The following is a 3,276-nucleotide window of genomic DNA, read 5'->3' as shown; positions in this document are numbered from 1 at the left end:
TGCTTCTGCCACCGAGAGTCCATAGAGGAGACAGGCTAAGTAGATCACCATCTGCATCGATTCCACCGGTGAAGTGCCCGGGTTGAAATCGGTCCCCAGTGCTATGGGGACCCCCGCTTCTACCATTTCCCGCACCGGGGGCAGTTTCTCCTCCCTTAAGAAGAAGTTGCTGGTGGGAAGGAGCACTCCCGCCACCTTGTTTTCGGCGAGCGCCCTGATGCCTGATTCCGAGATATATTCCAGGTGTTCCGCGGATATCGCTTCGTTCTTGACGGCAAACTCTGCCCCCACTCCGGGGGAAAGCTGATCCGCATGGACCTTGAGACGAAGACCATACCCCTTCGCCGCCTTAAGGACCATTTCTCCCTCGACCAAGGTGAATGCCCCTTGTTCCACGAATACATCACAGAAGGAGGCGAGCTTCTCCCCCGCCACCTTGGGAAGCATTTTCTTTATTATGAGCTCGATGTATTCTTCCCGGTTATTCTTGTATTCCGCAGGGATGGTGTGGGCGCCGAGAAAGGTGGGGATTACCTCCACTGGATGTTTTTCATTGAGCCTTTTTATCACCCGAAGGATTTTGAGCTCGCTGTCAACCGAAAGGCCATAACCGCTTTTCGCCTCACAGGTGGTAGTGCCCTTCTCCAACATCTTATTCAGCCGTGCCATACCCAGCCTGAAGAGTTCCTCTTCCGAAGCCTCTCTGGTGGCGCGCACGGTGCTCATTATCCCCCCGCCCCGGGCAGCTATCTCCCGATAGCTCATCCCGGAGAGCCGGAGAAGGAACTCCTCCTCTCTGGTTCCGGCAAACACGAGATGGGTATGGGGATCGACGAAACCGGGCATAACCACTCGCGAGGAGGCATCGATTACCGTGGCATCAGGAATAGGTTTTACCTCCCGATGAAACGCCTCCTCATCACCAATGAAGACGACCTTCCCCTTATATGCTGCTAAAAAACCGTTTCTCAATATCCCGAGTTCAGCTAAAGCAGAGCCCGTCTTTGGGGCATTGCCCCCACAGGTGATAAGTTCCGAGGCGTTTTTCACTATCAGGTCAGCAGTAGTCATTTTTTACCTCGTAGGAGAGAGGCTATTTTTCTCTCGATCTCTTTTTTAGAACTCCCGGCGATAAGTAGAGCTTTTTCCCTTCCTTTTTCTCCAATGAGGAAGGAGATCCTTGATTTAGGGATGTCAAGTTTTTTTGCCAGAAATGAGATCAGTTCTCTGTTGGCTTTTCCCTCCACAGGAGGGGCTGAGATCTGAATAACGAGCCTCCTCCCCTCTTCCCCCACTATGCCAGTCCTCCCTGCTCCTGGTTTCACCCTTAGTGAGAGGGAGACCCCATCGTCCCTTTCTCTAATGAAATCCATTTTAACGCCTCCTCGGACCGAAGATGGCGGTTCCCACCCGGATAAAGGTTGCTCCTTCCTCTATCGCTACCTCGAAATCGTGGCTCATCCCCATAGAGAGTTCGCTTAAATGGATACCGGGGATCCCCTTTCTGTTCACCTCGTCCCTAAGTTCCCGCAACCTCTTGAAATAAGGGCGAACATCCTCCGGATCAGGAAGAAATGGTGGAATGGTCATAAGTCCGATTACCTTTAAGTGACTTAACTTGTTTATCTCGGTGAGGAGGGTAGGAAGTTCCTCCTCAGTGATCCCCGATTTCGTCTCCTCGCCCCCTAAGTTCAGTTGGATGAAAACCTCTATTTTCTTTCCCAATGCCTCAAGATAGGAATCCAATTTCCGCGCGATCTTCACGCTATCTATCGAATGAATAGCGTCAAAGAGAGAAGCGGCCTTCTTTGCTTTGTTCGATTGAAGATGCCCTATAAGGTGCCAGGAGACGGAATGACCGATCGCCTCTATCTTCGCCTCCGCCTCTTGGACTCGATTCTCTCCAAGGATGCTCACCCCCGCTTCAATCGCTTCCAGGATCCGAGAGGGAGGAACTGTTTTCGAGACGGCGACGAGTTTTATCTCCTTCGGATCTCTTCCCGCCCTCTCCGCTGCTCTTTCTATTTTTTCTTTTAGCTTAATTAGATTCTCTTTTATGCTTGTTTCCATCTCAGCTCACCAGCAGAATATTACCAAATATCGGTTATTGAATCAAACCCCTCTCTTTATGTTGGAGGGAACCCCCCCAGCCTAAAGGCTGAGGGGGTTTTTTTAATGCGCGGGAGAATCACTGCGTGAGGAGACTCTCATTCCTGGAAGAGGGCTGCTTTTCACAGCCTTATCATTGGTGAGGATTTTTTGAGGAGAGACCATAAGAACCTCCTTCCTCTACTCCCCCAAAAACGCTTTTCTGTAATTGAATACAACGAATTAATGATAACAAATTTTTCCCCTTTGTCAAGTCGATATTTCAAAATCTTATATGTCCTTATATTACAACAACTTCCCAGCTTAGGGTTGAGGTATCAAGCACTATGAGAGAAGCCTTTCCGGTGAGCCATCCGCCGAGTTCGCCTGGGTTTATTATCAGGCTACTTCCTTCCCTTCGTACCTCTTGGCGGTGGGTGTGGCCATAGATGATGAGGTCGAACTCTCCAGATTTGCTAAGGGGATCGACCAGATCCGGTTCATGGAGGATGACCGTTTTTCTCCTTCCGATCTCAGTTATAAATGGAGGCTTTCTTATCTCGCCCAAAGAGGCGATCTTCTCAGCGAGTCCTTCCCTTTCGCCATCGTTATTTCCAAACACCCCCATTACCCTCGCTGGAGATAGGGAGGCGAAAAGAGGTATGGTAAAAGGGGCTACCCAGTCGCCGGCGTGAATTAAAAGCTCGCAATTGCGTTTTTTTAATATTCCCACCGCCTTTTTAATCTTATCCAAATTATCATGCGAGTCCGCTACTATACCTACTATCATTTCCTTCTCCCTCCTGGTCCCATAGAGAAAAACTTTTCCTCTTGTTTAAATCAAGTTCTCCTGAAGTTCAAGAGGAATTTTTGCTTGACATAACCCTTCTTCATCTGTTAGGAATATGAGGTGAACAAGATTTAAACCTCACGGGGTCCCTGCCGGGAGCATGCAAAAAAAGAAGGTTTTCCTAATTGTTTTCCTTCTTTTTCTCCTTTCTTCTTTGGTGGTTTTTTCTGCCGAGTTAGTGGGGAGGGTGACGGACGAGCGAGGGGGGGGTGTTTCCTCGGCGTTGGTATTGGTTTCTTCCAACTCTTCGTTTTCCTCTCGGGTATTTGTTTTCACGGGCAAGGGAGGTTTTTATCATATCAAGGGTTTATCTCCTGGTTGGTACTATATTCGGGCGG

The 3,276-nt window shown here is 49.3% G+C and carries 4 protein-coding genes and 1 pseudogene; 1 reads left to right on the top strand and 4 read right to left on the bottom strand.

Annotated elements, in window-relative coordinates; translation table 11 throughout:
- From J7L64_08460 to J7L64_08445, 4 genes and pseudogenes are all read right to left on the bottom strand, one after another.
- On the bottom strand, positions 1–1,071 hold a 1,071-nt coding region (locus J7L64_08460; GenBank protein ID MCD6452373.1), incomplete at its 3' end, for an imidazolonepropionase.
- Positions 1,068–1,373, bottom strand: coding sequence for a YggU family protein (locus J7L64_08455; protein MCD6452372.1), 306 nt, complete (start codon positions 1,371–1,373; stop codon positions 1,068–1,070). The genes J7L64_08460 and J7L64_08455, both read right to left, overlap by 4 nt.
- Position 1,374: 1 nt before the next feature.
- On the bottom strand, positions 1,375–2,070 hold the full coding sequence (locus J7L64_08450; protein ID MCD6452371.1) for a YggS family pyridoxal phosphate-dependent enzyme: 696 nt from the start codon (positions 2,068–2,070) through the stop codon (positions 1,375–1,377).
- 319 nt (positions 2,071–2,389) lie between these two features.
- Positions 2,390–2,878 (bottom strand): annotated as a pseudogene (locus J7L64_08445) (metallophosphoesterase).
- A 160-nt stretch (positions 2,879–3,038) separates the two neighbouring features.
- Here J7L64_08445 and J7L64_08440 point away from each other — a divergent pair.
- A partial coding sequence (locus J7L64_08440; protein MCD6452370.1) for a carboxypeptidase regulatory-like domain-containing protein occupies positions 3,039–3,276 on the top strand: 238 nt, incomplete at its 3' end.

The organism is Acidobacteriota bacterium, assembly GCA_021161905.1.
In the GTDB taxonomy this organism is placed as follows: Bacteria; Acidobacteriota; B3-B38; order Guanabaribacteriales; family JAGGZT01; genus JAGGZT01.
This window is presented reverse-complemented; position numbering and strand designations above follow the sequence as displayed.

Bases quoted from the DNA above. Each gene is read 5' to 3' on its own strand.
- J7L64_08455 (MCD6452372.1), bottom strand. From the start codon at position 1,373: ATGGATTTCATTAGAGAAAGGGACGATGGGGTCTCCCTCTCACTAAGG.
- J7L64_08450 (MCD6452371.1), bottom strand. From the start codon at position 2,070: ATGGAAACAAGCATAAAAGAGAATCTAATTAAGCTAAAAGAAAAAATA.